Below are 24747 nucleotides of genomic sequence, written 5' to 3' on the forward strand. Positions count from 1 at the left end.
CCAATTTGTCAGGTACACTCAGCCTTCGTCGCAATCCGCTGCCTGCTGAATCACGATCAGGGCGTGCATCATGTGCTCATGCACGGTCTGGCGAGAAATGCCGAGTTGCCGGGCGATTTCCGCAAAGGTCATGCCATCCATGCGTGACAGGCGGAACACTTCGCGTCGCCGCGCGGGCATCCCGGCCAGCACATTTTCCATCCGGGCCAGCTCATCCCGTGTTATCAGCAGGGCCTCCGGGTCGCTGCGGGGGCTGGGTGTCAGGTCCAGTTCTGTATTGGGTGCCAGTGTTTCGACACCAAGGGCAGTGCGGCGATGGCGATCACGAATGAGATTGGCCGCAATCTGGCGCAGATATCCCGCAAGGTTGCGGACCGGGGTCTTTGGCTGCGCAGTCGACAGGCGCAGCCAGCTTTCCTGCACGATGTCATCGACATCGCTGGGGTTTCCCCCTTGGCGTCGCACAAAGCGCGTGAGAGCAGCATTGGCGGCGGAAATCTGGCTCGGATCGCTGGACATGATGTGGCGACACTCCCTGGGCGCCCTTATGCATGTTGAGATTGAATTGCAAAATTCTCGACGCCTGCTGCAATTGTTTTCGGGCATGACCGGAACGCCCCTGAGTCCCCGATTGCCACCCATCGCCGGCTCTGCCACATCCCGCGCATGACCATATTGGCGGCGCGGCGGTATCGGGACGGCCGGATCATCAGGGACCATCTCACTCCGGGCCTGCCGCCTGTGGGGGAGGGGGAGTTTGATTGGATCGGCCTGGCCGATCCCACCGATGCAGAGCTGGAATGGATCGGGCAGGCCTATAATCTCCACCCGCTCGCGCTGGAAGATGCGCACACGCCCGATCACGCGCCCAAGGTGGAAACCTTCGGCACCATGCTGTCGGTCATTGCCCGCACCGCCACGCTGGGCCCGGGGGAGACGATCACTTTTGGCCAGACCACCATCTTCCTGGGCCATGATTTCGTCGTCACCATCCGGCTGGGCAGCACCCGCGCCCACACAGAGATGCGCGCCCAGCTGGAAGCGAACAGCGAACGGCTGGCCGAAGGGCCCGATGTGGTGCTCTATGCCGTGCTGGATTTCATCGTCAGCGGCTATGAACCGCTGATCGATGAATTGGAGGGCGTTGTCGGCGAAATGGAAGACAGCGCCGTCGATGAGTTTCCCGATCAGGCCAACATCCGCCGGATCTTCCGGCTGCGCCGCCTGCTGCGCAAGGTGGAGGGGACCTGCGGCCGGCTGGAAGAGGTTTCGGCCAAGCTGGCACAGACCGAGCAGGTCTGCATCGATGACCGGGCGCGCCCATTCTTCCGCGATGTGCATGACAGCGCCAAGCGTTCGGTCTGGCGCGCGCGCGGATTGAACCAGACCTTGGGAAGCATTCTGGAAGTGGCCGGCCTGCTCGAACAGAGCCGGCAGGGCGCCATTACCCGCCAGCTGGCAGCCTGGGCGGCGATCCTGGCCGTGCCGACCGCCATCGCCGGCATTTACGGCATGAACTTCGATTTCATGCCCGAACTGCGCTGGCGCTATGCCTATTTCGTCGTGCTGGGCGTGGTCGCGACCAGTTGTACAGTGCTCTATTCGCGGTTTCGCCGGATGGGCTGGCTCTGACGACACAACAGGAAAGGGGCGCCCCGATCCAATCGGAGCGCCCCTTTTTCAAGCCAGCATATGCCTGGCTTACGCCTTGTCGGCCCCGAACATCGAACGGTCGGGTGCGTCGTGGTACAGGTTTTCACCTGTCGGTGCCGGGTTTCCCCCCGCGAGTGCGCGGGCGGCCTGCACCGTATTGGCCAGCAGGCAGGAAATCGTCATCGGGCCCACGCCGCCGGGAACCGGGGTCACGGCCTTGGCATGCTGGACTTCGTCGAACTTCACGTCGCCAACCAGGCGTTCCTTGCCGTTGTCACCCATGATGCGGGTGATGCCCACGTCGATGATCACGGCGCCGGGCTTGACCCAGCTGCCCTTGACCAGTTCGGGCGCGCCGGCGGCGGCGACGATGATGTCGGCCTTGCTGGCGATTTCCGGCAGGTTCGCGGTGTGGATATGGGTGACGGTAACCGTGCACTCGCGGTCGAGCAGCAGATTGGCCACCGGCTTGCCGACGATGTTGGACTTGCCGATCACCACGGCATCCTTGCCGATGAAGTCATCGACCACGGTTTCCAGCAACAGCATCACGCCCAGCGGGGTGCAGGGGACGATGCCACCGGTGCCGGTCGACAAACGGCCCACATTGACCGGGTGGAAACCGTCGACATCCTTGTCCGGGCTGATCGAACGCAGCACGGTGCGGGTGTCGATATGGTCGGGCAGTGGCACCTGGCAGAGAATGCCATGCACTTCGGGATCAGCGTTCAGCTGTTCCACCAGCGCCAGCAGATCGGCCTGGCTGGTCTCCGCCGGCAGGCGGTGTTCGGTCGAAATGATGCCGACCTTTTCGCATGCCTTGATCTTGCGGCGGACATAGACCTGGCTGGCGCCATCGTCGCCCACCAGAATAACGGTCAGGCCAGGGCGCGGCAGGCCTTCGGCGACCATTTCGTCGACCTGCTGCTTGGTGCGCTCATCCAGCTTGTTGGCGACGGCGCGCCCATCGATAATCTCTGCCATTGAATCTCCCTCGGCCCCAGACGGGCGGCACGCAGCGTGCCGCCCGGGGCAAATTATCAGTGCTTGGCGTCGTAGCTGTTGATCCAATCGGCTGACGCCTTCAGCGCGCCGAACGGATAAAGGTGCAGGCGCACGCGGCCATGCTGGTCGCCCAGCAGCTCATTCAGCGAATTGACCAGCTTGTCCGGGCCGGCATTGCCGAGAAGATTGGTGATCGAAACGCCATACTTCTTCATGACCGATGCCGATGCGCCAACGCCGCAACGCTTGGCAAAGCCGAGCAGGCGCTTGATGCCGGCCGGGCCGGGGACGCCCAGGCGCACGGGAACATCGATGCCGCGGGCGCGCATTTCGCCCACCCATTCCACGATCGCATCATCGTCGAATGCGAACTGGGTAACGACCAGCGGGGTCATGCCATGTGCGCGGACAGCTGCGATCTTGCGCTCCATCCAGTCCCACAGCTGGTCCTTGGTGTTGTTCGGGTGGCCTTCCGGGTGGCCGCCGACGCCGACGATTTCGATGCCATACTTTTCCAGCAGGCCGGTTTCGATGATCTGCAGCGAATCGGAATAGGGACCTTCGGCTTCAGGCGGATCGCCAGCGATGATGAAGACGCGCTTCACGCCAGCCTTGGTGGTGATGTCGCGCAGATAGTTTTCCAGCTGCTCTTCCGACAGGATGCGGCGGGCAGACAGGTGAACGATCGGTTCGAACCCGAGCTCGCGCACCAGCACGGCAGCTTCGACGCGCTGTTCGATTTCTTCGCCCGGCAGGAAGGTCACGGCAATCTGCGTGCCCGGACGGATCGCCGATGCGGCTTCGCGCAGGCCTGCGGTTTCCTTCGCTGTCATTTCCAGCGAATAGCCATCGACCATATTGCTGCGGGGTTTTTCCCAATCCGGGTGGATTGCGGCATAGGACATGGAATCTACTCCTCTCGTCTCGCTTACGCAGGCGGCCATAGGCGTTCTGCGCGGTTTCACAAAGTGTCTAGCGCAGGTCATTTTTTTCGGATAGACGAAAATTTCATACCTGCGAATTCAAACGCAACCACGTTCGAGAGCGATGCTGATATATCTTCCAGGCCTGATCTGTGATGCGCGCACATTTGCGCCGCAAGTCGCGGCCTTTGCCGATTCGTGGGCGATGAACAGCTATGGCCCGGATGAAAGCCCGGCCGATACGCTGCAGGAAATGGCCCGCATAACCCTGGATCAGGCGCCCGATCGGTTCGATCTGTTCGGCCATTCCATGGGCGGCCGCATCGCGCTGGAGGTCTATCGCCTGGCGCCCGAACGCGTGCGCCGGCTGGCACTGTCCTCCACCGGCGTGCACCCCGTCCGCCCGGGTGAACCGGAAAAGCGGGCTGTGCTGCAGCAGGTCGGTTACGATCATGGGTTTGAGGCACTGGTCGATCAATGGCTGCCGCCGATGGTGGCAGAGGCCAACCGCGCAAAGCCGGAAATTTACGAACCGATGCGGCAGATGTGCCTGGATCAGGGCCAGGCCCGATTCGATGCGCATATCAACGCGCTGGTCACCCGTCCTGAATGTGAAAGCCTGCTGGCCACGATCACCTGTCCCACGCTTGTCATCACCGGCGAGCAAGATGGTTGGGCGCCGCCGGTCCAGCACGAGGCTTTTGCAGGACAAATTGCGAATTCCCAACTCGTCATCGTTCCCGGTGCAGGGCATATGCTGCCCCTCGAAGCGCCCGGAGAGGTGAACACCGCCATCGCTCGCTGGCTCGATATGCCGGCGGATGATTAACCCAAGCTAGACACGTTTTTTCTTTAGCGGAGAGGCAAGCTTATGAGTGAACAGAACCTGCAGCAGAAGCTGGATTCGGTCGGCGACGTCGTCGAATTCCTGCGCAACCAGCAGACCGGCCCGAACGTCTATCCGGGCGTTCCCGCAGAATATTCCAACTGGCGCAACGAACAGCGCGCATGGGCCGAATCGGCCGTGCTGTTCAACCAGTCGTACCACATGGTCGAACTCTATGTTCGCGGCCCCGACGCATTCAAGCTGCTCGAATACACCGCGATCAACAGCTTCAAGGGCTTCACCGTCAACAAGGCAAAGCAGTATGTTCCGGTCACTCCGGACGGCTACGTCATCGGTGACGTGATCCTGTTCTACCTCGACGAAAACGAATTCTCGCTCGTCGGCCGTGCACCGGCCATCGAATGGGTCGAATTCCACGCCGCAACCGGCGACTGGGACGTGACCGTTGAGCGTGACGAACGCTGGGCGCTGCGCAACGACGGCAAGCGCAAGAACTATCGCTTCCAGCTCCAAGGCCCGAACGCGATGAAGGTGCTGGAAAAGGCCATGGGCCAGACCCCGCCGGATCTGAAGTTCTTCAACATGGCACACATCGACATCTCGGGTAAGGACGTGATCGCGCTCCGCCACGGCATGGCCGGTCAGCCGGGCTACGAACTGTTCGGCCCCTGGGCAGATTACGAAGCCGTGCACTCGGCTCTGGTCGAAGCAGGCAAGGACTTCGGTCTGACCCTGGTCGGCGGCCGCGCCTATTCGTCGAACACCCTTGAATCGGGTTGGCTGCCTTCGCCGCTGCCGGCCACCTTCACCGGTGACCATCCGATGCTCAAGCAGTTCCGCGAATGGTCTTCGGGCAAGTCCTATGCCGGCATGTGCTCGATCGGCGGTTCCTATGTTCCGGAATCGATCGAAGGCTACTACCTGACCCCGTGGGATATCGGTTACGGCCACATCGTGAAGTTCGACCATGATTTCGTGGGCCGCGAAGCTCTCGAAAAGATGGCCAACGAAACGCACAAGCAGAAGGTCACGCTGGCTCTCGACAACGAAGCCATGACCCGCGTGCTCAGCTCGCTCTATGCCGAAGGCGATCGCGCCAAGTACTTCGAATTCCCGAGCTCGGTGTACGCAATGCACCCGTTCGACGAAGTCAAGGTTGACGGCAAGGTGATCGGCGTTTCGACCTGGATCGGTTACTCGTCCAATGAAGGCAAGATGCTGAGCCTGGCCATGATCGACCCGGCCTATGTCGAAATGGGCAAGGAAGTGACGCTGGTTTGGGGCGAACCCAATGGCGGCACCACCAAGCCGACGGTCGAAAAGCACGTGCAGACGGAAATCAAGGCGATCATCTCGCCGGTTCCGTATTCGAACGTCGCTCGTGACGCCTATGCGGACAGCTGGCGCCAGAAGGGCGTTGGCGCCAACGCCTGATTTATCAGGTGCTGATTTTGGCGGCCTGAACCCAGGCATTGCCGAATGAACAATCGGGGCGGCCATCGCAGGATGGCCGCCCTTTTTGTTGTCTCTTCGGGTTTGCCTCAGGGCTGTCGCACAACAAAAAAGGCGCCGTTGCCGCCCTCGAAAGGAACGGCAACGACGCCAGTCACGGGAAAGTCTTGGCGTTTAGCCGCCGGTGTTTGCCACAATCAGCTGCCGCGCTTCGGCCAGGCCCGCCGCCTCGGCGGTCTTGCCGCCGCGGATATCCTCGGCAATCTGCAGCAGGCGCCCGGCGATGACCGTGCCAGTCTCCGCTTCTTCCTTGATCCGGATCGCGCCATGGTGATCGGCCACTTCGGCCCAGACCGCGCGCACCCCGGCCCAGAAGCCCTGCGTCTTGGCCCAATATTCATCCGCCGCCGCGACATTGTAATCGCTGAAGCGGGTGTAGCTGTTCAGCACATATTCCTGCACCACGGGCTGCAACTGCCCATCCGTCAGGCCCAGCTTGGTGTTGTCCTGCCAGTGGATCCAGCCATTCGGGGTCACCTGATGGCGGTTGATGCCATAGTACCGGTCATAGACCGGGTTGCGCACGGCATCGCGCCGCGCCAGCGGGCGCCAGGTCAGGTTGGAACGCCAGCGCCGGACGCCAGTCTCGGTTTCGAACTGGCCCCAGCCCGAATAGCGCGGGCTGTCATCCACCTGATAGACGGTCTGTGACCAGCGCCCCTGCCGTTGATCGGCCGGCACCTCTTGCCAACTCCATTCATTGCGGTCGGAATAGGCCAGAATCCGGGCAGGTTCATATTCCCAGTCCTGCCGCCAATGCTTGATGATGAAGGTCTGGCCTTCATGTTCGGCCACCAGCAGATGCTGCAGTACGATCTTGCGCCCGGTATCTTCCACCACGCGGACCGATTCATGCCCGCCAGAGATTTTCGGGTCGATCGGTTGGTAACCGGCCCGCAAGGGGGTCGATTCCTGCATGTCGAACCGCACGAGGAAATCGCCGGCCATGGCCAGGATGTCGGCCCGGTCCTGATCGAATGCGGCCGCTGCGGCGTTGGTGGCTGCCTTGGCGATCGGCGGATGGGCCAGCGCCGGGCTGGCCGCCATGGCCAAGGCTAGCATCGCAGTGCCAAGGCTGAGGGTAAGGCGTGTCATGATCTCTGTTTCCCTTAGAACCGGTAGCTGATCGAAACGCTGCCGTTGCGGCCCGGGCGGGTGTAGGCAGGAATGGTCGGGTTAACGGTGTCGGTGGTGGTGGGAAGATGTTGGGTCAGCCCCCGAACATCGCTCCACAGCGCATAGGTTTCATCGGTCAGGTTGAAGATGCCGCCACGAATGGTCAGCGCGTCTGTAACCTTTACGAATGCGGTCAGGTCCAGCACGGTGGATGCTGGCGGAATGTAGCAAAGGTTCCTGTTGCACGCATCGACGGCATCCTCGGCGCTCTTGCCCGAATTGTGCGTCACGATCAGCTCGGTCCCGAACACACCACCCGGATCGCGATAGCCCAGCCCGCCCACGATGGTCAGCGGGTCGATGGTATCGAGCGGGCTCTTGCTGCCGTTGGCGGCGATTTTCTTGCCATCGGCATAGGCAATCGCGGCGCGGCCGGTCAGGCCGAAACCGGTGGTGAAATCACCCTTGGCCTCAACCCCGGAAATCTCCACCTGGCCCAGATTGATATATTTGTAGATCGCGGGATCAGCCGGAGTGAAAGAGCCCGACACCACTTCCTGGGAAATGAAGTCCTCGTAATCGGCCTTGAAATAGGTCGCGGAGAGCGAGAAGCCGTTGCCGGTATAGCGTACGCCGCCTTCCCAGCTCTCGCTGCGCTCAGGCCCCAGATCGGGATTGGGTTCGGAGGTGTAGCCATAGGCGATATTGCCGAAGAAATTGTTCACCTGGCTCGGCGTCGGCGCGCGGAAGCCCTGCGCGTAATTGCCGAACAACCGGATGCCATGGCCCAGATTGACCACGGCGCCGAACTTGGGCGACAGGCGGGAATCCTCCTGCCCGGCCTGGCTGGCGGCCGGATAGAGCAGATCATCCTGCGGTTCGAGGCGATAGAAATCGAACCGCAATGCCGGGAACAGCGTCACCAGCCCGTCGGCAATGCTGATCTCATCACCCAGGAACACGCCGCCCAGCATGAAATCGGTCTTGGGGAAGGCGCTCGACGGGAAGGTCTCACCCGCCGGCGGGGCCACCCCGTCGCGCAGGCCCTTCTGCTCGGTCCAGCTGATATCGCCGCCGAAAGACAGGCGATGGCCCAGCGCGCCCGTGGCGAAATCGCTGCGCCCTTCGGCCGACAGGCCCCATACGCGGTTTTCAAAGGTGTTGAGCCGTTCGCGGTCGGCCGATGGCGAACGGTCCTCGTCCGAAAACTGGATATCCTGGCCGTTCTGCCAATATCCGGCGACATGGGCGTAATCGACCACCCCTTCGCCCTGCCAGCTCCAGTCCGCCGAGACCCGCCCGCGCCGCGTGCGATCCTCTGCGGTCAGTTGATCGACATTCCAACCGAGCCCGGACGGGCCTTCGCCTGACAGCACATTGCTGAACACATTGGTGCGCAGCAATTCCCCGGTCAGCCGGACGCGGTGGCCACCATCGGTGTAGACCAGCTTGCCCAGCACCGCGTCGGACTGGCCATCCTGCGGATTGGGCAGGGTCCGCGTCGCGCCGATGCCATCGACGGTGCCCTGGTTCTCCAGTTCCTGGAAATCGCGGCGGGTATAGGCCAGCAGGACGGAGAAATTGCCCGCGCGCCCGGCGGCGGCGATGGTTTCGGCCCATTCATTGTCGGCTGAAGAATATTGCACCCGGCCAAAGCCGCCGACATCTTGTCCCGGACGCAGCAGATCTTCCGGGTCGGAGGTGGTGAAGCTGACCGCACCGGCCAGCCCGTCGCTGCCATAGAGGGCGGAGGCGGGGCCGCGCAGGATTTCGACCGACTTGATCAGCCCGACATCGGTATAGCCGCCACGCCCGGCATCCTGCGCGCCGAATGAATAGCCTTGCGGTGTACGGATGCCATCCACCTGGATCAGCACGCGATTGCCACCGATGCCGCGGATGGTGAAGCCTTCATTCCCGGCCCTTCCCGTGGCGCCAAGCGCCGCGCCGAAGCGCGCGGGGCCGCGCCGCACCGATACGCCGGGTTCGAAGCGGACCAGATCCTTGATGTCGGTCACCAGCATATCGGCGATCTGGGTATCGGAAATGACCGTGACCGTGGCCGGTGCGTCTTCCAGCTTGATCGGCGCCCGGGTGGCGGTGACGGTAATGCTGGCATCGCGGCTTTGGTCGCTGGCGGCATCATCTTCTGCAGCCATGGCCGGGGCGGCAATCCCCAGTGCTGCACCAGCCAACATTGCCCCTCTCAGCTTTCCGGCGCAGCTGCGCCCCAACACACAATCAAACCGTAAACCGACCTTCGAAACCATCACTGCGCGACCTTGATTTGCTAATAACATTGACTCGCAATAGCGGATAGGTCGCGCAAGGGCAGAGGTCAACGCACACGGTCATCCATGCGGTGAAAAGCTGCGCTGATATTGGAAAATGGCCAAAACCGGAGGTGATCCGGCAACTGACCGGCGGCTCAGATGGTGTCGAGCAATCCGGCGGTGCGCTGCAGCATGTCCAGCACGCGCTGCTCCAGCGCCTCGTTCCAGCGTGCGCTCGGGATCGCGACAGACAGCGATCCGACCGGCACGCCGGCCTGCATCACCACCCGGCTGACACCGCGAATGCCCAGCGAATATTCCTCGTCCATATAGGCGAAGCCGGTGCGCTGGATGTCTTCGATCTGCTTGCGCAGCGCCTTTTCGCTGGTGACGGTCGAGGCCGTGAAGCGCTCGCGGATGGTTTCGCGGAAATAGCGGTCGATTTCCGCCTCCGGCAAGGCGGCCAGCACGGCCTTGCCCGATGCCATGGCGTGCAGGGGCATGCGCTTGCCGATATCGACCGAATAGCGCAGCGCCTGTTCGCTGCTTTCGGTCACCAGCGCTTCCACATCCCAATCGGTCAGCACGAAGAAGCTGGCGGTTTCGTTCAATTGCGTGCGCAGCGCGCGCACCAGCGGTGCGGCGCGCTCCGCCAATTGCAGATTGCCGCTGCGTGCCTGCAGCCGGGCCAGCCCTGGCCCGGCCGAGTAACGGCGCCCGTCACGGGCGAGATAATCCCGTTCCACCAGCGTCGCGAGCAGATAGGAAAGGCTGGACACCGGAATGCCGAGCGCGGTGGCGATTTCCTGCGCCACCAGCGGTCGATCATGCGCGACAACGAATTCGATGATGTCGAGCGTACGGGTGGCCGATTTGACCTGACTTGACTGCGCGATGCCGGAATGCCCCGGATGGGGCGGGAAATCCGCCATGTTCAGCCGATCCGGGCATCCGCGATATCGGCACCCGCCCGCAGATTGGCCAGCTTCTTCCACGCCACCGACGGGTCGATCTTGCCGTAACCGGCGAAGGTGCCGAAGCCGCAATCGCTGCTGGCGATGACCCGGTCCTTGCCGACGAAATCGGCAAAACGTTCGATGCGCTGGGCGATCAGTTCGGGCGTTTCGATATAGTTCGAACAGCTGTCGATGAAGCCGGGGGCCAGGATCTTCTCGTCCGACAGCTTGGCGTCGCGCCACACCACCCATTCATGTTCGTGGCGCGGATTGGCGCCTTCGAACAGGATGGTCGCCGGGCGGGCCGACAGCACGATGTCGAGGATCTTTTCGACCGGAATGTCGAAATCATGCGGGCCTTCGTAATTGCCCCAGCACACATGCATGCGCAGTTTTTCCGGCGCGATGTTCTTGGTCGCTTCGTTCAGCGCCTCGACATTGGCCTGGATGGTACGGAGGAATTCGGCCTCATCCATGTCCTGGTAACCGGTGTGGCGGCTCATCGCCAGATCCGGGCAGTCGAGCTGCAGCTGGAAACCGGCATCGACGATCGCTTCATATTCCGGGCGCATCGCGGTGGCGAGATCGGCCAGATAGGCTTCATGGGTCGGGTAATACTGGTTCGGCTGGAAGGCGGTGATCAGGCCCGGGCTGGCCGAATTGAGGAAGGCTTCCACTCCATTCCCATGCCGTTCCAGCGCCAGCTTGAAGCGGCGGATATCGTCATGCAGCGGCTGCAGATTGACCAGTTCCACCTTGTCGATGGCGCTGGCGCGGGTGAATTCCTGCGCGCCCATGATGGCGGACAGCTTCTTGGTCAGTTCCGGCACCTGCGCCAGATCCAGCGCGGGCTTGCGCGGCGAATGGCCGCCAAAGCCGGACAGGCGCTCGATGATATAGGTGGAATAGCCGACCTTGCCCAATTCGCCGTCGCTGACGATCGAAACACCGGCGGCAACCTGATCCTTCACACCCTGGTCGACTGCGGCCTGGACCAGACGGTCGAATTCCGCCTCGTCATAGGCTTCGCCCTTGTCACGCGCGAGCAATACGGGAACCAGTTCCGGCCCACGGGGCAGGCTGCCGACATGTGTGGTCTTGATCATGAAAGAACGCTCTCCAGAGTAGAGCGCGTTCTTTCATATATGCGAAATAGACGCAAGTGCGAAAAGCACCGCGCTTGGCGGCTCACGGCACCAGCGCGCAGCCCACGCTGGCGATCTTTCCATCCTTGAGATGGTAATGAATATATTGCCGCATTTCCTGCACATCGCCTTTGGTAATGGGGAAGAACTGGGCCATCCCACGGGCGTCCAGCGTCTCACGCGTCAGGTCTCCGGTCGCCTCGATCCGGATCACCCCTTCGACGGCCGCCAGACTCTCGCTCACGGCGATCCGCTCCACCGTGATCGTCTCGATGACATATTGATGCAGGAAGCCATAAAAATCGCGCAACTGCTGACGGGTTGTGATCTCGATCCCGAAAAACGCCATGCGCGGATTGTCGTCGTAAAAATCGAACACCGCATCATAATCGCGCGCATTGAACGCGGCGGCATAGCGGGCGTAATCCTCTGCCGATCGCAGCTGAGCCATCATCAACTCTCCCTTTGGTATCCTCACCTGTTCTTGCCAGTGATCCTAACGATCGTTAGGGTTGCCGCAAGGGAGAGTATTTGATGGTCGCAACACAGGCGGACGCCGATTTCGATTTCATCGTGGTGGGCGCGGGCAGCACGGGCTGCGTCGTCGCAGCGCGGTTGAGCGAAGATACGGCAAACAAGGTGCTGGTGCTCGAAGCCGGTCAGCGCGACGAACATCTCTATTTGAAGATGCCGCTCGCCTTTCTGAAGGCGATGCCTGATCCGCGTTTCAACTGGAATTACTGGACGGAGGCCGAACCGCATCTGGACGGGCGGCGCATGCCTTTGCCGCGCGGCAAGGTCGTCGGCGGGTCGGGCTCGATCAACGGCATGTTCGCCATGCGCGGCCATCCGGCGGATTACGATCAATGGGCGCAGATGGGTGCCCGTGGCTGGTCCTTTGCCGATGTGCTGCCCTATTTCCGCAAGTCGGAAACCAGCTGGCGCGGCGAAAACACCTATCACGGCGGCAGCGGGCCGATCAAAACCCGCCCGATCGATTCGCCCTATCTGCTGCATGACGAAATGATGCGCACGGCGGCGGCGGCCGGATTTTCCACCACCGACGATCTCGCCGGCGCCAATCCGGAAGGCTTCGCGCGCGGCGAACAGACGGTTGATGAAAATGGGCGCCGGGTCAGCGGCGCCACCGCCTATCTGAAGCCGGCGATGGGGCGGCAGAACCTGGATGTCCGTTCGGGCGTGCTGGTGCGCAAGCTGGTGTTTGAGGGCAAGCGCTGCGTCGGCGTGGAAATCGATGGTCCCAATGGCCCGCAGCAGCTGCGCGCCCGGCGCGAAGTGATCCTGTCCGGCGGCGCCTACAACTCCCCGCATCTGCTGCTGCTTTCCGGGATTGGTCCGGCAGAACATCTGCGCAGCCATGGTATCGCCGTCGTGCATGACAGCGTTGGCGTGGGCCGCAATCTGCAGGAACATCCCTGCGCCAGCCTGGAATTCAACGCTGCCAAGCCGGTGACTTTCCTCAATCAGCTGCGCTGGGACAAGATCGCGATGAATTCGATCCGCTGGGCGCTGACCGGTCAGGGGCCGATGGCGACGCAGGTCAACAGCTGCAATGTCGTGATCCGCACCGCGCCGCATCTCGATCGGCCCGATCTGCAGATCATGGTCAATCCGATCCGCTTCGACGCGCACCCCTGGTTCCCCGGCATCAAGGCGCAGCAGGGACATGTGTTCTGGGCCGGTGTGGTGCAGTTGCATCCGGAAAGCCGCGGCTGGGTCGAATTGAAGAGCAACGACCCGCGCGATGTGGCTTCGGTCACGCTCAACATCCTGTCGGAAGAGGCGGACCGCGAACAGATGCGGCGGGCATTCCGCGTCACGCGCAAGATCTACAACAGCAAGCCGATGTCCGATCTGATCGCATCCGAACGCACGCCCGGTGTGCAGGTGGACAGCGATGATGAACTCGACGCCTTCATCCGCGCCAGCTGCTATGTGGCGCAACACCCCACCAGCACCTGCGCCATGGGTATGGGTGAACGCTCGGTGGTGGACAATGAACTGCGCGTCATCGGGGTGGAGGGGCTGCGCGTGGCGGATTGCTCGGTCATGCCGACGGTTCCGGGTGGCAACACCAATCTGCCGGCCTTCATGGTGGGGGAAAAGGCGGCCGATCTGATCCTGGGCCGCAGCCTGCCGCGCGCCGAATTGCCGGAAAGGGACGCCGCATGAGCCGCACCGCAGAAGAACAGGCCAATCTGGATATCGTGCTCGGCATGTTTGCCGAAGTGCTGAACCCGATGGATTCAGCGGCGGTCGACCGTTTCATCGCGCCCGATTACATCCAGCACAACCAGTCGGTGGAACCGGGGCGGGACAAGCTGAAGGCGTTTCTGGACATGATCCGGGAACAGACGCCCAATGCGGTTCATGATGTGAAGCGCGCCTTCGTCGATGGCGATCACGTTACGGTGCATTATCATGTGCGCCGCTGGCCCGATGATCTGGGCTGGGCGGTGATCGATATTTTCCGGGTCGAAAACGGCCTCGTCGCCGAACATTGGGATGTCATGCAGGATGTGATCGAAGGCGGGCCCAACCCGCTCTCGCCATTCTGATCGAACCGCAACCGCAGGGATAAAAGCGGGCGGACAGGGAGAGGATAGAATGCGTTTCCAGGATAAGATCGTGCTCGTTATGGGCGGCAACAGCGGCATGGGGCTCGCCTCTGCCAGGGCTTTCGCCGCCGAAGGCGCCAAGGTCCACCTCACCGGGCGCAACCAGCAGACCATCGATGATGCGGTGGCGCAGATTCCGGGTGCGAAGGGCTACAGCGCCGACATCGCCGATATCGCCGCCAGCGAAGCGGTGGTTTCCGCGATTGAGGCGGAAGACGGCCGGATCGATGTGCTGTTCATCAATGCCGGCGTGGGCGGCTTTGCCCCGCTGCGCGATATCACGCCCGACAGCTGGGATCTGACCCATTCGATCAATCTGAAGGGCTGCGTGTTTGCCCTGCAGAAGGCCGTCCGGCTGATGGGGAAGGGCGGATCGATCGTGGTCACCGGATCGATCGGCGCGCATGCATCCCTGCCGGGCAATGGCGTTTACGCGGCGGCAAAGGGCGGGCTCTATGCCGTGATGAAGGTGTTCGCCGGGGAACTCGTTTCCGAAGGCATCAGGCTCAACATGGTCAGCCCCGGTCCGATCGACACTCCGCTGCTCTATCGCAACCCCGGCATGACCGATGAAGCGATCGCCGGGCTGAAGGAAAAGATGATCGCCAATGTCCCGATGCATCGCATGGGCGAAAGCGATGAGGTGGCCAAGGCCGTGCTGTTCCTGGCGTCCGACGATGCCAGCTTCATCACGGCGGCCAATCTCTATGTCGACGGCGGCATGCTCGAACTGCGCTGAGCCACAGGAACTTCAGGGAGGGTGACGGTATGAGCCGCACGGAACAGGAACAGGCCAATCTCGATTTCTGCACCCGCATGTATAACGAAATGCTGTTTCGTTTCGATGCGAGCCGGATCGATGAATTCCTGGCCGACGACTATATCCAGCATTCCACTGCCGCGAGCGGGGGCAAGGAAGGGCTGCGCGATTTCTTCGAGAACCGCGCGCATCATTTTCCGAACATCAGTTTCGCGATCAAGGCCAGCATGGTCGACGGCGACCGGACCATGTTCCATATCCACACGATCCGCTTTCCCGGTGATCCGGGCATGTCGATCGTGGATTATTTCCGTCTGGAAGGCGGCAAGGTGAAGGAACATTGGGAAGTGGTGCAGGAAATTCCCGAAAAACTGCCGCACGATAACGGAATCTTCTGACCCGCCGCCAGTTGCGCCCTGCAAAATAGGCTATTGCACGTTGCGCCACTTGGCGTAGCGTCGCGCGCTGCTGCCCGGCGCAAGATCGGGCGGAGACTGGGATTGTTTCAGGGAGGGATTTTCGATGCCCGCATATTATGCGCTTGCTGTTTCCGTTGGCCTGCTGGCCGTACTCGACACCTGGATCTATGTCGGGCCGCTCGCCACCACGGCGCTGGCTGGCCTGGTGTGGATTTCCTTCATCGCCTGGGGTTGTCATTTCCATTCGGGCGGCGGCGCCAAGGGCACGACCACCGCAATTGTCTGCATGAGCTTTGGCGCGATCGTCGGTATGCTCGCCGTCATGGGCGCCAGCGGTCCGCTGGTCGGCACCGGCGTGATGGCTGCGCCGATTGCCGTGGGTGTTGGCGCTTTCGTGATCTGCCTTGCCAGCAAGGCGCCGTTGTTGGCGACCATTCCGGCCAGCGTTTATGGCTTCGCTTCGGTTGCCGGCCCGATTCTGCTGGCGGGCAAGACCCCGCAGGAAGCCATCGGCCCGGTGATTCTGTCGATCATCATCGGCGGTATTTTTGGTTTTGTGTCCGAACTGCTGGCCAATGCGCTGACCAAAAAGGGCGCGTAAACCCGCACAAATCCGCCCATTCGCAGCCTTTTACCGCAAAAGGCCGCGAATGGCGGGCTGCGCCATCTTCGGATGGTTCATTGCCCTGTCACAGACCAAGGCCTATATTGCCGCTACTGATTTAGGAGCAGGTCATGGGTTTTGGTGGTTATGGGCATTGGATCATTGTCGCGCTGGTCGTGCTGGTCCTGTTCGGCCGGGGCAAGATTTCCGAAACGATGGGTGATTTCGGGAAGGGCATAAAGAGCTTCCGCAAGGGCCTCTCGGAAGAGGAATCGAAGGCCTCCAAGCCTGCCGCGCCCGCACCGCAGATCGCCAGCACCGCCGATGTCTCCAAGCCGGCGGAACAGAACACCCATCAGTCCTGATCCGCGCTTTCCAGGCGCAACGCCGGGCAGATTGAAAAAGGGGCCGCAGAGATGATCTCTGCGGCCCCTTTTCGTGTCAGTGCCTCTTTCCCTGTTAGTGCAGGGTCGGTTTCGGCGGCTGTTCCTGGCCGAAGCCGATATCCGTGCCGTAATCTGGTACCCCACGCCACACGCATATCGGCCAGAAGTACCGCCGCCAGGGCCAGGCCAGGATCGCATTGAACACGATGCTCAGCGCGCCGAAGATCCATTCGGTCCAGCCGGTGTCGAGCACGAAGTTCCAGTAAACGATCACGATATTCAGTGGTACCAGCGCGATCAGCGTCAGCGGCATTCCGCGATTGGCCAGCATGGTGATGCCCAGCACCACCTCGATCACCTTGATCCAGTCGAACAACCCGCTGGCCATCAGGGCCAGCGTGAAGTCGATCGCGGCTTTTTCATCGCCCAGCGGCTGCAGATGCGGCCACAGGAAATGCATCAGCCCGGAAAAGAGCCACCAGCCGCCAAAGATCAGGCGGCTGGCGTGATAGACCCACGTCATCGTGCGCCCCCCTTCTGCTGGCTCAGGCCTTGCCCTGCAGCTTGCTGGCGTCCAGCTTCGCCCGGCTGACCCAGCTGCCATGCACCTGGCTGCGCAGCGGCAGGCCGGTTTTCACCTTGGCGATCGGGCCCTTTTCCACCTCGTCAGCCGCCACGATCCACAGCTCGGATGAATAGTCGGAGGGGTTGGGGCTGTTGGGCACGTCGATCACGGTCAGCAGCCAGCCGCCATGGTCAGGATCGGCAGAGGGAACATGCGCCGGTTCGCTGATCGCCGCGCCCGGTGGCACGCCCATCACGGTCAGCCGGCCATTGCCGGGCTCGATCCGCATCAATGCGTTGAAATTGATGCCCACCGGGCCGCCCGGCATCGGCGGGCCGCCCTGCGGATTCATGCTCAGATACCAGGCCCGGTTGTAGGGGCGGCCCTGATCGGCATCGGCCAGGCGCGGCAGATCGCCCGGCGGGCCCAGCGGGCGTTCCTCGATTTGCGGATCGTCCTTGCTCAGGTCGATGGTCCAGCGGGTCAATGCGCCCTGGATTTCCTGCTGCTGGCGATGAATGCCGCCCGCTTCGCGCATGAAGGAAAAGGCATTGGTATCGGTCAGGCACAGATCGATATGCACCAGATCGCCGTCGTCATAGGCATTGACCTGATGGAAACTGGATACGCCCACGGGCCCCTTGATCCAGCGCATGTCCTCCACCTTGCCGTATCGGGGCATCACGGCCAGCCAGCTTTCCAGATCCTGCTGATGCGCCCAATGCGCACCGCCGGCCTTCAGCCGGTCCAGATCGGCGGTGGTGGGGAAGATTGGCCAGATCACATATTTTTCGGTGATCACGAAATCATGGATCGTGGCGAGATAGGGCTGCTTGAACCATTGTTCGGAAATCAGATTGCCGTCCTTGTCGGCAATGCCATAGGCGATCTCGTCGCTGCACAGCCCGCCGGCTTCATATCCGAAGAAGAACAATTCCCCGGTCTTGTCATCGATGCGCGGGTGGGCGGTGAAGGTTTCGGATTTCAGCGTGCCGTAATAATCCCACTTGCCCGCTGTTTCCAGCGTATGGGGATTGATCTCGTACCCGCGACCGTCTTCCTTGGTCATGAACAGGCGGCCGCCGTGCCAGACGGGTGTGGTGTTGGCGACGGTGCGATCGACGCCTTCGGCACTGGGATCATCGGTGAAGGGGTTGCGATATTGGCCGAACAGCCGGCGGCGGGCGGCCTTTTCGGCCAGATAACGTTCGGTTTCGACCCATTTGATGTCGAAATCCACCGCGCCATCGACGAAGTTGAAACGCGCGACCATGCCATCGGCGTTCAGGGCAATATCGTCCTCAAACAGGGGCGCATGGGTGTTGTCCGGCACGGCGCGGAAAAATGCGCCATTGATTTCTGCCGGAATTTCCCCTTCGATCTCCAGATCGCGGACGGACAGCTCCACCCGCCGGGGGGTGTTGGAGCCGATGAAATGAATAGTTTGTGGAAACGCGCCCATGGCCGTTATCTCTCCCGATGATTCCTCGTGGCGAAACGCTAACGCCTGTTATAATCGTTGGAAAGAGCAGTCGGAATTGACCGGCATCAATTGGGTGAGGGTAGTGACGGATAAGGTTCAGGATGCCAGCGCGATGCGCGCCACGGCGGGCGCTGCAGATTCTCCCCCGCCGCATCCGGGGCTGGGCGGAAACAAGGCTGCGCTGCTGCACCGGTTGCTCAAGCTGACCAACCGGCTGATGGCGCCGTTCTCAACCCATCTGCAGCATCGCTATCGCATCAGCCTGAACGAATTCCGTGTGCTGATGACGGTCGGCGCGCTGAAGCGGACGGCCAGCCATGAAGTCGCCGAACTGACCGGCGTCAATGTCATGAGCATCAGCCGTGCCGTCGCCGCGCTGGAAAAGGATGGCCGGCTGCTGGTCGAACCTGATGACGCCAATCGCCGGCGCAAATGGCTGACCCTCACGGATGAAGGACGCCGCCTCTACACCATCATGCGGCCGCAGAGCGAAAAAGTGGCCGAATATATGCTGTCCGAACTCAGCGACGGGGAAGTCGCCCAACTCGATCGGCTGGTGATGCAATTGGTGGCCACGCTGGAGGCACGCGACGATGACGGCAATTCGCTGTTCCTCGAAAACACCCGGCCCGAAGACGACACCGGACAGGGCGCGATCAGCGACTGACGTTGAAGCCCGCGATCAGCGCCGCCAGGCTCTGATCGAAACCGTTGCCTGACGGCAGCCGCGCCTGGAACAGCGCGGCGCGGGCGGATTTTTCGAAGGTGGTCCAGCCCGTCACCAGCGCCTGAATGGCCGATTGTTCCAATTGCGCGCGTGGCCCTTCCAGCCCTGCCTGCCGCATCAGTTCCTCCAGCCTTCCGCTGGTCATCCCGTCGGTGGTGGCATCCGGCGGGGCTGTGCCGAGCAGGGCAAAGATATCGCGCGTCTCTTCCTGCTTGCGATGCAGCGCGCGGCCAAACGCCATCAGCCAGTCATCCCCGCGCAGGCCTTCGGGAATGCTGTCCAGCGCCTCCCCGAAAATGGTGCCGGAAACCAGCGCCAGCAATTGCGCCTTGTCCCCCACATGCCGGGCCAGCGATGGCGCACGCACGTCCAGCCGGGCGGCAATCTTGCGCAGGCTGACATTGTCCAGCCCGCCCTCATTCAACAGCGTGATCGCCTCCTGGACGATCAGGGCGCGGGTCAGTCGGCGGGGCTGCGCTACCGGTTTGGGATCTGCCAGGGTCATGCACCATCCATCCGCCGATACTGGACGGGGCGCAAGCTTACAGTGTAAGCTTTTTCTCATCACAGACCGGCGAATCACGTCGGCAGATGAATTGGCCCCAGTGGCCGCACACGGGAGAATGCCGATGTATCCGTTCAAAACGGGCAGTTTTGCGCCGCGCAATGCCTGGTATGTCGCCGCTTTCAGCAAGGATGTCGGGCGTGAATTGATCGGTCGCACGATCGTCAACACGCCGGTGGTGATCTTCCGCAAGGAAGATGGCGAAGTGGTCGCGCTCGATGGTCGTTGCCCGCATCGCCACTTCCCTCTCGCCAAAAGCTGCCTGAAGGGTGACACCATTGTCTGCGGCTATCACGGCATGGCTTTCGGTCCCGATGGGCAATGCGTGGATGTGCCTTCGCAAGTGCACACCCCGCGCGCACTGCGTGTGCCAACCTATCCGGTGGTCGAACACGGCATGTGGCTGTGGATCTGGGTGGGGGACAAGGACAAGGCCGATCCTGCGCTGCTGCCCTCGCTGGTGGAACTGGGGCTGGAGGGGGAAGGACTGACCCCGCACACCATGTTCTTCCATGAAGTGGCCTGCCGCTATCAGCTGCTGAACGACAATCTGTTCGATCTGTCGCATCTGGCGTTCCTGCATGGCACCAGCATCGGCACTCTGGAAAACGCCTCCACACCGGAAGAGCTGGTCAAGCGGCCGGGCTTCGTTTCCAGCATGCGCCATATCCGCAATGCCCCATGCCCGCCGATGATGCATGCCAATGGCACCTACCCCACCGAACGGATCGACCGATCCATGGGCATGGCCAGCCATCTGCCGGGGCTGCATTGCGGTATCACCCGCGTCGGTTATCCTGACGATCACCCGCAGGCGCCGGGTGAACTGATTTCGATGAACCGCGTCTATCACGCGATCACCCCATCGACCCCGCGCAGCTGCTATTACCTGTTTTCGGTCGCGGTGGAGGATGATGTCGATGTGGAACGCATGCAGATCAATCTGGCGCCGGTGATCGATGAAGACATCTTCGCCTCGGTCGAAATCGAAAAGATGATCGACCTTTATGATGGCGTTCCGCCGCCGGAACTTATGGTCAAGAGCGACACCAATGCGGTAGAGGGCCGCCGCATGCTGCAGGCGATGATGGATGCCGAGGCAGCGGAAAAGGAGACTGCGTGAACGAAGAACAACGCCGGGCGATCGAGGCCGATTGCGAAAGGCTGATCAAGCTTTACGTCAATCTCAACGACGCGCAGGATTGGGATGCTGTCGCCGCGCTCTATACCGAAGATGCGCGTTTTGCCCGGCCGAGCAAGCCCGGTGAATTCGTCGAAGGCCGCGCCGCGATCCTCACCAGCTTCACCGCCCGCCCGCCGCGCGCGCAACGCCATGTGATCAGCAATATCGTGGTCGATGTCGAAGATGCCGACAACGCCCGCGGCTTCAGCGTGATCGTGCTTTATATGGGTGATCGTCCGGAAGACGGCGGCCTGCCCGTGCAGGATCCCAAATCCCCGCTGATCGGCACCTACACCGATCGCCTGGTCCGCACGGCCGAAGGCTGGCGCTTCGCCGAACGCGTCGGCGGGCTCGATTTCCGCCCGTGATGCAAGCGGTGGGGATGGCGAACATCCCCACCGGCTATTTTTCCATTCGCGCGACAAGCTGGACCATCAGATCCATGCGTTCATGCAGTATGGCAACGATCAGGGCAGGGGCCTGCTGGCGTGGCAGGCAGAATATCCAATGATGTTGGCAGCGCAGCATCCGCAGACCGGGATAGAATTCCGACATGTCCTTGATCATGCCATCCCCGGAAGCGGCATTTTCAATTCCGGCCTTAATGCGGGATGCATAGTGTCGGGCCTTTTCGACGCCCCATTTATCACGCGTATAACGCAGGATATCGCGCAAATCGGATTCCGCCGCCGACCCTAAAACATAGGGCGCGGTCAAATGCCGTTCTGCCCTGGCAGTTCTTCACCAATGATCGCATCGACCGTTTTGCTCGATACATCCCCGGCCAGGCCATCGGCGATCCGTTTGGCGAGCAGCGCCTTGAGTTCCTGCGATCCGGAAGCGTCGGTCATATTGGCAGGAAACAATCGCTCCAGCGCGTATTGCTTGATCGTTTTGCCCTGCAGTGCAGCGAGCGCTTTCAAATTCTTGTGCTGCTGTTCGGTGATATCGATGGTCAGGCGGCTCATGGCAAACCTCATTTGTACATCCCCACATTACCACAAATGTGGGGATGTGGGGAAGCCCGTCGAGCAGTCAGCCTTTCAGCTCATGACTGCGCACCCTTAACGCGGCCGGAACCCCCAGGCAGATGACCATCCCGATTACCGCCGGCAGCGCTGCGATGCCCAGGATCAGCCCGGGCTCGACGCCAGCCTTGAGCATCGCCTGGCCGATCAGCGGCCCCGCAATCGCACCCACGCGCGCCACCAGCACACCCATGCCCATCGCTGACGACAACACATGCGCGGGGAACAGATAGGCAGTCAGCGCAGGCAGGGCCATGCCGGTACCGGTGATGGTGCCCACCCCGGCCAGCAGCAGCACCGTCCACAGCGTCGGATCCGCTTCGGTCATTGCGATCGTGGCGAAACATCCCGCCATCAGCGCAAAGGCCGCGACCAGCGTCACGCCCGGCTTCCACCGGTCGATCAGCAGGCTCATGGCAATCCCGATGACCAGCCCCACGCCCTGCATCAAGCCGGTGACATAGGATGCCTGGTCGGCGGTAAAGCCCACCTGCGGCAACACGGTTGGGGTCCACGACGTCAGCAGATAAAGATTGGCCGCATTCAGCGTCAGCGCACCAGCGAAAATGGCAAAGGGAAACAGCCACGGCGCCCGCAGCAGTTCCAGCTGCGGAATGCGTGAAGCTGATTTCGGCGCGACCGGCCGCGCCAGATCGCCCGGAATGATAAACCACAGCAGCACCGCAACCAGCGCGGCAAAGATCGCCGGGATGTAGAACAGCCCTTGCCATCCGAACGCCGTGGTCACCGCCGGGGCAGAAATCCCGGCCCCCATCGCCCCCAGCACGATCCCGGCCGAAACCACGGACATCACTGTCGCACGCAGCCGGTCGGGTGCCAGTTCGGCCGACATTGCCGTGCAATTGGGCAAGCAGGCACCCAGTGCCAGTCCGGTCAGGAAGCGCCAGATCAAAAAGCCGGTGATGGTCGTGGCATGGGCGGTCGCCAGCGTCACCAGTGCCACGGCCAGGCAGCCGGTCACGATCAGCAGCCTGCGCCCGACCCGATCGCCGAGCGGCGCGAGCAGCGCGGCCCCGGCGCCCAGGCCGAACAGCGGCGCGGAAAACACCCAGCCGAAATCATCGGAACTCAGGCCCAGCGGTTCGGCCAGGCGCGGGGCGGCGAGCGGCATGGCGTTGAGGTCATAGCCATCCATCACGAACACCCCGGCGATCAGCACCAGGCACAGCAGCGTGCGCCCATTGCTCATCCGTGGCGCCTGCGCGCCGCCCGCGTCGTTCATCGCCCGTCCCACGGGGATGGCATGTGGTAGGGCACGGTGTGGAACACCGCTTCCACCTGTTCGATCGCCCCGGCGCGGATCTTGAAGGCTTCGGCCAGGTAATAGCTGTGCGGCCGCCGCACCGGGCTCGATGCAGGGGTGCCGTCGGTCAGATGATAATCGCCGACCTTGCCGCAATGATCGATAAAGCCATGCGCCAGCACAATGCCGCGCTCTTCATCCACCAGCGGGAACCGCCGCCCGCGCAGCCGATCGTCATAGCGATACCAGCCCAGCGCGAACTGTTCCTCGCACCCCAGCCGGGCGATGGGCAGCGGGAAATCGGCATTGTTGGTGGTCTGCACGCCGTTTTCCACCCGGTTGCACCCAGGGTGGAATCTGGTGCGAATGGTCCCGTCATTGCGCTCGATCGTCTCGAAATAGCCATTGGCGATGCGCAGCAACTCGTCCCGGTCCGAGGTTTCGCCCGCCGGCACGGGGGTTTCCATCTCCGGCTTGCGATCGAATCGCTGGCCCAGGAAGGGGAAACCCTCATCCTTGTTGCGCGCCACCACGGTTTCGACGCCGGTGATCCGGCCATCGCGCACCTCCAGCCGGATCGCGGCGGGGGAAACGGCATCGGTTTCCTCCACGCTGGTGAACAGCGCTACCTGCCCGCTGCGCGTGTCGGCAAAGCGCAGATCATAGGGCCCAATGGCCGTCAGCGTGTTCCACAACCCGTCGCCCGGTTCCAATGCGACATTGTTTTCGCTGGTGAACGCACCGTCCGCCCACGGCACCGCCGCAGCATTTCTGTCGCCCAGCGCGGCGATGTAGCGGTCGAGCACCGCGTAAAGCTCATCCCTAGATGCCAAGTCGCTCTCCCTTTGCTTGACTTGCACAAGTGCTAGACCAAAAGTAACACTCGTTAAAGTCGTCACGGGGATGATCGGCGACGAGACGGGAGAGGGAATGGATCCGGCAGGCAGAACCGCGGTGGTGACCGGCGGAAATTCGGGATTGGGCGAAGCCACTGTGCACGCATTGCTGGCGGCCGGCGCGCGCGTGATCTCGCTCGATCTGGGCGGCAGCGCGCCCGATGGCGCTCAGTTCATCGCCTGCGATGTTGCCAGCCCGGCGGCGGTCAAATCCGCCGTCGCTGCCATCGACGGGCCGATCCACATCCTCGTCAATTGCGCCGGCATCGGCGGCATCGGCGCCATCGCCACGGCAGAGGGGCCGGGCGATGTGGAGGCTGTCCGCCGTGTGGTGGAGGTCAATCTGCTCGGCGCCATCAACGTCACTGCAGAAGTGGCCCACCGCATGATCGGCAATGATCCGGTCGGCGAAGACGGCGAACGCGGCGTGATCATCAACGCCTGCTCGATCGCCAGCTTCGAAGGGCAGGAGGGGATGAGCGCCTATACCGCCGCCAAGGCCGGGCTCGCCGGGCTCGTGCTGGTCTGGGCGCGCGATCTGTCGCAGCATGCGATTCGCTGCATGGGCGTGGCCCCGGGCCTGATGGCCACGCCGATGGTGGCCTTCCTGCCCGAAGATTTCCTGGCCGAACTGCTCAAGGATGCGGAATTCCCGCGCCGGGCCGGCCGCCCCGATGAATTCGCCCGCGTGGCGCTGTTCGTGATCGAAAACCCGCTTCTCAATGGCGATGTGATCCGGCTCGACGCCGGGACCCGCCCGCCTGCCCGTACCCAATGGTCGGCGAGCTGAAGGACTGA

28 protein-coding genes are annotated in these 24747 nt (G+C 62.3%); 13 read left to right on the plus strand and 15 right to left on the minus strand.

What is annotated here, in order from left to right:
* Window positions 1-18: 18 nt before the first annotated feature.
* The gene (locus GRI97_RS15265; protein ID WP_161392059.1) at window positions 19-519 is read right to left on the minus strand and encodes an RNA polymerase sigma factor; all 501 of its coding nucleotides are present in this window, start codon (window positions 517-519) and stop codon (window positions 19-21) included.
* 147 nt (window positions 520-666) lie between these two features.
* Here GRI97_RS15265 and GRI97_RS15270 point away from each other — a divergent pair, with 147 nt between their 5' ends.
* Window positions 667-1632, plus strand: coding sequence for a magnesium and cobalt transport protein CorA (locus GRI97_RS15270; protein WP_161392060.1), 966 nt, complete (start codon window positions 667-669; stop codon window positions 1630-1632).
* Window positions 1633-1701: 69 nt separating this feature from the next.
* Here GRI97_RS15270 and folD read toward each other — a convergent pair whose 3' ends face one another.
* Entirely contained in the window at window positions 1702-2637 is a 936-nt protein-coding gene (gene folD / locus GRI97_RS15275) for a bifunctional methylenetetrahydrofolate dehydrogenase/methenyltetrahydrofolate cyclohydrolase FolD (RefSeq protein ID WP_161392061.1), read from the minus strand.
* A 56-nt stretch (window positions 2638-2693) separates the two neighbouring features.
* Complete coding sequence (locus tag GRI97_RS15280; protein WP_161392062.1) at window positions 2694-3563, minus strand: methylenetetrahydrofolate reductase; 870 nt, start codon at window positions 3561-3563, stop codon at window positions 2694-2696.
* A 142-nt stretch (window positions 3564-3705) separates the two neighbouring features.
* Between GRI97_RS15280 and GRI97_RS15285 the strand changes: the two genes are divergently transcribed.
* Both GRI97_RS15285 and desA read left to right on the plus strand, forming a co-directional pair.
* Window positions 3706-4410: an alpha/beta fold hydrolase gene (locus GRI97_RS15285; RefSeq protein ID WP_161392063.1), complete on the plus strand. Its 705-nt coding sequence runs from the start codon at window positions 3706-3708 to the stop codon at window positions 4408-4410.
* 42 nt (window positions 4411-4452) lie between these two features.
* Window positions 4453-5862, plus strand: a complete 1410-nt coding sequence (desA, locus tag GRI97_RS15290) for a syringate O-demethylase (protein WP_161392064.1) — start codon at window positions 4453-4455, stop codon at window positions 5860-5862.
* Window positions 5863-6054: 192 nt separating this feature from the next.
* Here desA and GRI97_RS15295 read toward each other — a convergent pair whose 3' ends face one another.
* The 5 genes from GRI97_RS15295 to GRI97_RS15315 all read right to left on the minus strand — a co-directional run bounded on the left by GRI97_RS15295 (window position 6055) and on the right by GRI97_RS15315 (window position 11884).
* Window positions 6055-7035 (minus strand): DUF6607 family protein, encoded by a 981-nt coding sequence (locus GRI97_RS15295; RefSeq protein ID WP_161392065.1) that lies wholly within the window; start codon window positions 7033-7035, stop codon window positions 6055-6057.
* Window positions 7036-7049: 14 nt separating this feature from the next.
* Window positions 7050-9215 (minus strand): TonB-dependent hemoglobin/transferrin/lactoferrin family receptor, encoded by a 2166-nt coding sequence (locus GRI97_RS15300; RefSeq protein ID WP_235917873.1) that lies wholly within the window; start codon window positions 9213-9215, stop codon window positions 7050-7052.
* Between the two features lie 269 nt (window positions 9216-9484).
* Complete coding sequence (locus GRI97_RS15305; protein ID WP_161392067.1) at window positions 9485-10261, minus strand: IclR family transcriptional regulator; 777 nt, start codon at window positions 10259-10261, stop codon at window positions 9485-9487.
* 2 nt (window positions 10262-10263) lie between these two features.
* Entirely contained in the window at window positions 10264-11391 is a 1128-nt protein-coding gene (locus tag GRI97_RS15310) for a cobalamin-independent methionine synthase II family protein (RefSeq protein ID WP_161392068.1), read from the minus strand.
* An 82-nt stretch (window positions 11392-11473) separates the two neighbouring features.
* Window positions 11474-11884: a nuclear transport factor 2 family protein gene (locus tag GRI97_RS15315; protein ID WP_235917874.1), complete on the minus strand. Its 411-nt coding sequence runs from the start codon at window positions 11882-11884 to the stop codon at window positions 11474-11476.
* A gap of 80 nt (window positions 11885-11964) precedes the next feature.
* On the opposite strand from GRI97_RS15315, the gene GRI97_RS15320 reads away from it, so the two are divergent.
* From GRI97_RS15320 to GRI97_RS15345, 6 genes are all read left to right on the plus strand, one after another.
* Window positions 11965-13623, plus strand: coding sequence for a GMC family oxidoreductase (locus GRI97_RS15320; RefSeq protein ID WP_161392069.1), 1659 nt, complete (start codon window positions 11965-11967; stop codon window positions 13621-13623).
* Window positions 13620-14009 (plus strand): nuclear transport factor 2 family protein, encoded by a 390-nt coding sequence (locus GRI97_RS15325; protein ID WP_161392070.1) that lies wholly within the window; start codon window positions 13620-13622, stop codon window positions 14007-14009. Before GRI97_RS15320 ends, GRI97_RS15325 begins: the two co-directional genes overlap by 4 nt.
* A 49-nt stretch (window positions 14010-14058) precedes the next feature.
* Entirely contained in the window at window positions 14059-14808 is a 750-nt protein-coding gene (locus GRI97_RS15330) for an SDR family oxidoreductase (protein WP_161392071.1), read from the plus strand.
* A gap of 29 nt (window positions 14809-14837) precedes the next feature.
* On the plus strand, window positions 14838-15227 hold the full coding sequence (locus GRI97_RS15335) for a nuclear transport factor 2 family protein (protein WP_161392072.1): 390 nt from the start codon (window positions 14838-14840) through the stop codon (window positions 15225-15227).
* Window positions 15228-15351: 124 nt separating this feature from the next.
* Window positions 15352-15849, plus strand: a complete 498-nt coding sequence (locus GRI97_RS15340) for a DUF1097 domain-containing protein (RefSeq protein ID WP_161392073.1) — start codon at window positions 15352-15354, stop codon at window positions 15847-15849.
* A gap of 134 nt (window positions 15850-15983) precedes the next feature.
* Window positions 15984-16217, plus strand: coding sequence for a twin-arginine translocase TatA/TatE family subunit (locus tag GRI97_RS15345; RefSeq protein WP_161392074.1), 234 nt, complete (start codon window positions 15984-15986; stop codon window positions 16215-16217).
* A 94-nt stretch (window positions 16218-16311) separates the two neighbouring features.
* Here the strand turns inward: GRI97_RS15345 and GRI97_RS15350 are convergent, their stop codons facing one another.
* Together GRI97_RS15350 and GRI97_RS15355 are read right to left on the minus strand one after the other, a co-directional pair.
* Window positions 16312-16761, minus strand: a complete 450-nt coding sequence (locus GRI97_RS15350; protein ID WP_202392788.1) for a hypothetical protein — start codon at window positions 16759-16761, stop codon at window positions 16312-16314.
* A 22-nt stretch (window positions 16762-16783) separates the two neighbouring features.
* A complete protein-coding gene (locus tag GRI97_RS15355; RefSeq protein ID WP_161392075.1) occupies window positions 16784-18265 on the minus strand; it encodes a carotenoid oxygenase family protein in 1482 nt (493 codons plus the stop codon).
* A gap of 103 nt (window positions 18266-18368) precedes the next feature.
* On the opposite strand from GRI97_RS15355, the gene GRI97_RS15360 reads away from it, so the two are divergent.
* Window positions 18369-18953 carry a MarR family winged helix-turn-helix transcriptional regulator gene (locus GRI97_RS15360; protein ID WP_328598576.1) on the plus strand — a complete coding sequence of 195 codons (585 nt, stop codon included), beginning with the start codon at window positions 18369-18371 and terminating at the stop codon, window positions 18951-18953.
* On the opposite strand, the gene GRI97_RS15365 is transcribed toward GRI97_RS15360, so the two are convergent.
* Window positions 18943-19518 carry a TetR/AcrR family transcriptional regulator gene (locus GRI97_RS15365; protein WP_161392076.1) on the minus strand — a complete coding sequence of 192 codons (576 nt, stop codon included), beginning with the start codon at window positions 19516-19518 and terminating at the stop codon, window positions 18943-18945. The genes GRI97_RS15360 and GRI97_RS15365 overlap by 11 nt on opposite strands.
* Before the next feature lie 124 nt (window positions 19519-19642).
* Here GRI97_RS15365 and GRI97_RS15370 point away from each other — a divergent pair, with 124 nt between their 5' ends.
* Window positions 19643-20701: an aromatic ring-hydroxylating dioxygenase subunit alpha gene (locus GRI97_RS15370; protein ID WP_161392077.1), complete on the plus strand. Its 1059-nt coding sequence runs from the start codon at window positions 19643-19645 to the stop codon at window positions 20699-20701.
* The gene (locus tag GRI97_RS15375; RefSeq protein ID WP_161392078.1) at window positions 20698-21129 is read left to right on the plus strand and encodes a nuclear transport factor 2 family protein; all 432 of its coding nucleotides are present in this window, start codon (window positions 20698-20700) and stop codon (window positions 21127-21129) included. The genes GRI97_RS15370 and GRI97_RS15375 overlap by 4 nt, the downstream gene beginning before the upstream one ends.
* A 34-nt stretch (window positions 21130-21163) precedes the next feature.
* On the opposite strand, the gene GRI97_RS15380 is transcribed toward GRI97_RS15375, so the two are convergent.
* From GRI97_RS15380 to GRI97_RS15395, 4 genes are all read right to left on the minus strand, one after another.
* On the minus strand, window positions 21164-21478 hold the full coding sequence (locus GRI97_RS15380) for a type II toxin-antitoxin system RelE/ParE family toxin (RefSeq protein WP_161392079.1): 315 nt from the start codon (window positions 21476-21478) through the stop codon (window positions 21164-21166).
* A complete protein-coding gene (locus GRI97_RS15385; RefSeq protein ID WP_161392080.1) occupies window positions 21475-21729 on the minus strand; it encodes an antitoxin in 255 nt (84 codons plus the stop codon). Before GRI97_RS15385 ends, GRI97_RS15380 begins: the two co-directional genes overlap by 4 nt.
* Before the next feature lie 67 nt (window positions 21730-21796).
* Window positions 21797-23032 (minus strand): MFS transporter, encoded by a 1236-nt coding sequence (locus GRI97_RS15390; RefSeq protein WP_161392081.1) that lies wholly within the window; start codon window positions 23030-23032, stop codon window positions 21797-21799.
* Entirely contained in the window at window positions 23029-23886 is an 858-nt protein-coding gene (locus tag GRI97_RS15395) for a hypothetical protein (RefSeq protein WP_161392082.1), read from the minus strand. Before GRI97_RS15395 ends, GRI97_RS15390 begins: the two co-directional genes overlap by 4 nt.
* 97 nt (window positions 23887-23983) lie before the next feature.
* On the opposite strand from GRI97_RS15395, the gene GRI97_RS15400 reads away from it, so the two are divergent.
* Complete coding sequence (locus GRI97_RS15400; RefSeq protein WP_161392083.1) at window positions 23984-24739, plus strand: SDR family NAD(P)-dependent oxidoreductase; 756 nt, start codon at window positions 23984-23986, stop codon at window positions 24737-24739.
* Window positions 24740-24747: the final 8 nt, after the last annotated feature.

The sequence above is a fragment of the Croceibacterium xixiisoli genome (genome assembly GCF_009827305.1).
In the GTDB taxonomy this organism is placed as follows: domain Bacteria; phylum Pseudomonadota; class Alphaproteobacteria; order Sphingomonadales; family Sphingomonadaceae; genus Croceibacterium_C; species Croceibacterium_C xixiisoli.

Excerpts from the sequence above, each read along its gene's own strand:
- GRI97_RS15280 (WP_161392062.1), bottom strand. The coding sequence starts at position 3,563 with ATGTCCTATGCCGCAATCCACCCGGATTGGGAAAAACCCCGCAGCAAT.
- GRI97_RS15315 (WP_235917874.1), bottom strand. The coding sequence starts at position 11,884 with ATGATGGCTCAGCTGCGATCGGCAGAGGATTACGCCCGCTATGCCGCC.
- GRI97_RS15270 (WP_161392060.1), top strand. The coding sequence starts at position 667 with ATGACCATATTGGCGGCGCGGCGGTATCGGGACGGCCGGATCATCAGG.
- GRI97_RS15370 (WP_161392077.1), top strand. The coding sequence starts at position 19,643 with ATGTATCCGTTCAAAACGGGCAGTTTTGCGCCGCGCAATGCCTGGTAT.
- GRI97_RS15335 (WP_161392072.1), top strand. The coding sequence starts at position 14,838 with ATGAGCCGCACGGAACAGGAACAGGCCAATCTCGATTTCTGCACCCGC.
- GRI97_RS15390 (WP_161392081.1), bottom strand. The coding sequence starts at position 23,032 with ATGAACGACGCGGGCGGCGCGCAGGCGCCACGGATGAGCAATGGGCGC.
- GRI97_RS15295 (WP_161392065.1), bottom strand. The coding sequence starts at position 7,035 with ATGACACGCCTTACCCTCAGCCTTGGCACTGCGATGCTAGCCTTGGCC.
- GRI97_RS15300 (WP_235917873.1), bottom strand. The coding sequence starts at position 9,215 with ATGGCTGCAGAAGATGATGCCGCCAGCGACCAAAGCCGCGATGCCAGC.
- GRI97_RS15385 (WP_161392080.1), bottom strand. The coding sequence starts at position 21,729 with ATGAGCCGCCTGACCATCGATATCACCGAACAGCAGCACAAGAATTTG.
- GRI97_RS15365 (WP_161392076.1), bottom strand. The coding sequence starts at position 19,518 with ATGACCCTGGCAGATCCCAAACCGGTAGCGCAGCCCCGCCGACTGACC.
- GRI97_RS15345 (WP_161392074.1), top strand. The coding sequence starts at position 15,984 with ATGGGTTTTGGTGGTTATGGGCATTGGATCATTGTCGCGCTGGTCGTG.
- GRI97_RS15325 (WP_161392070.1), top strand. The coding sequence starts at position 13,620 with ATGAGCCGCACCGCAGAAGAACAGGCCAATCTGGATATCGTGCTCGGC.
- GRI97_RS15285 (WP_161392063.1), top strand. The coding sequence starts at position 3,706 with ATGCTGATATATCTTCCAGGCCTGATCTGTGATGCGCGCACATTTGCG.
- GRI97_RS15265 (WP_161392059.1), bottom strand. The coding sequence starts at position 519 with ATGTCCAGCGATCCGAGCCAGATTTCCGCCGCCAATGCTGCTCTCACG.
- GRI97_RS15350 (WP_202392788.1), bottom strand. The coding sequence starts at position 16,761 with ATGACGTGGGTCTATCACGCCAGCCGCCTGATCTTTGGCGGCTGGTGG.
- desA (WP_161392064.1), top strand. The coding sequence starts at position 4,453 with ATGAGTGAACAGAACCTGCAGCAGAAGCTGGATTCGGTCGGCGACGTC.
- GRI97_RS15320 (WP_161392069.1), top strand. The coding sequence starts at position 11,965 with ATGGTCGCAACACAGGCGGACGCCGATTTCGATTTCATCGTGGTGGGC.
- folD (WP_161392061.1), bottom strand. The coding sequence starts at position 2,637 with ATGGCAGAGATTATCGATGGGCGCGCCGTCGCCAACAAGCTGGATGAG.
- GRI97_RS15330 (WP_161392071.1), top strand. The coding sequence starts at position 14,059 with ATGCGTTTCCAGGATAAGATCGTGCTCGTTATGGGCGGCAACAGCGGC.
- GRI97_RS15340 (WP_161392073.1), top strand. The coding sequence starts at position 15,352 with ATGCCCGCATATTATGCGCTTGCTGTTTCCGTTGGCCTGCTGGCCGTA.
- GRI97_RS15310 (WP_161392068.1), bottom strand. The coding sequence starts at position 11,391 with ATGATCAAGACCACACATGTCGGCAGCCTGCCCCGTGGGCCGGAACTG.
- GRI97_RS15305 (WP_161392067.1), bottom strand. The coding sequence starts at position 10,261 with ATGGCGGATTTCCCGCCCCATCCGGGGCATTCCGGCATCGCGCAGTCA.
- GRI97_RS15355 (WP_161392075.1), bottom strand. The coding sequence starts at position 18,265 with ATGGGCGCGTTTCCACAAACTATTCATTTCATCGGCTCCAACACCCCC.
- GRI97_RS15400 (WP_161392083.1), top strand. The coding sequence starts at position 23,984 with ATGGATCCGGCAGGCAGAACCGCGGTGGTGACCGGCGGAAATTCGGGA.